General features: G+C 66.5%; 2 protein-coding genes. Both read right to left on the reverse strand.

The genetic code is table 11. The features are described from left to right. Positions 1–40: 40 nt before the first annotated feature. Positions 41–865: an IS3 family transposase gene (locus tag HF323_RS15250; protein WP_317451106.1), complete on the reverse strand. Its 825-nt coding sequence runs from the start codon at positions 863–865 to the stop codon at positions 41–43. Between the two features lie 47 nt (positions 866–912). Beyond that, positions 913–1197, reverse strand: a complete 285-nt coding sequence (locus HF323_RS15255; RefSeq protein WP_169583785.1) for a transposase — start codon at positions 1195–1197, stop codon at positions 913–915. Between the last annotated feature and the right edge of the window lie 66 nt (positions 1198–1263).

A 1263-nucleotide genomic window follows, 5' to 3' on the forward strand; every position in this document is an offset into this window, starting at 1 on the left:
GGAGCCTGACCCGGTTTCCCGGACGGTTCTTGTGTGTTGATCATGCCGCGATCTCGGCGGCGGTGTGAAGTGCTTCGTAGTCGGCCGGGCTGAGGTCGCCCAGGCTGGTGTGCCGGCGGCGCGGATTGTAGAAGACCTCTATCCACTCGAACATGGCCGACGCGAGCTGCGCCCGAGAGTCCCAGACGGTGCGGTCGAGGAGCTCGCGTTGCATGGTCGACCAGAAGCTCTCGATGAGCGCGTTGTCGACGCTCGAGGCCACCCTGCCCATCGAGCCGAGTAGCCCGGCTTGGCGCAGCCGATGCCCGAAGAGCCACGAGGTGTATTGCGCTCCGCGGTCCGCGTGAACCACGGTGCCGGGTTCGGGTCTGCGTCGCCAGCGTGCCATCTCGAGCGCATCGACGACGATCTCCGCGGTGATCCGGTCCGAGATCGACCATCCCACGATCCGTCGACTGAACGCGTCGATGACGGCGGCGCAGTAGACCCACCCGTCGCGGGCGCGGTGCTGTGTGATGTCGCAGAACCAGAGCCGGTTCGGGGCGTCGGCGCGGAACTGCCGTTTTACGAGATCTTCGTGAGTGGCGGTGTTCGGCTTCCACCCGCGCCGTTTCCGGCGGTGGGAGACACCGACCAGACCCTCCAGCCGCATCAGCCGCGCGACGCGCTTCCGGCCGACATGGACCCCGAGCCCGAGCCGCAGCTCCGCGAGGATTCTCGGCGCACCATAGGTCGCCCGCGAATCGGCGTGGATGCGTCGGATCGTGGTCGTCAGCTCCGCATCCGCGATAGCTCGTCGCGATGGTGGTCGGCTGGCCCAGTCGTAGTAGCCGGAGGTCGAGACTTGCAGGAACCGGCAGGCCACCGCGACGGGGATGCCGTCGGCGGCGAGCTCCTGGACCAGCCGGAACCCTATTTTGGGAGCACGTTCTCCCTGGCGAAGTACGCCGACGCCCGTTTCAGGATCTCGTTCTCCATCTCCAGCACCCGGATCCGGCGGCGGGCCTCCACGAGCTCTTTGCGCTCATCACTTGTCAGTCCTGGCTTCGCACCGCTGTCGATCGCGTCGCGGTTCATCCAGTTCCGAAGGCACGACTCGCTGATCCCGAGGTCGCGGGCGGTCTGCGCGACAGCATTGCCTTGCGCGACCAGATCCAGGGCTCGACGCCGAAACTCCGGCGAATGTGGTGCGGGCATCTCACGGACTCCTTCCGAGACGATCATCGCCTCAAAGTTGGTGTCCGGAAAAGCGGGTCAGGCTCC

Origin of the sequence: Microbacterium sp. MF43 (genome assembly GCF_012847295.1) — a bacterium.
GTDB lineage: Bacteria > Actinomycetota > Actinomycetes > Actinomycetales > Microbacteriaceae > Microbacterium.

Excerpts from the sequence above, each read along its gene's own strand:
- HF323_RS15255 (WP_169583785.1), bottom strand. The coding sequence starts at position 1,197 with ATGCCCGCACCACATTCGCCGGAGTTTCGGCGTCGAGCCCTGGATCTG.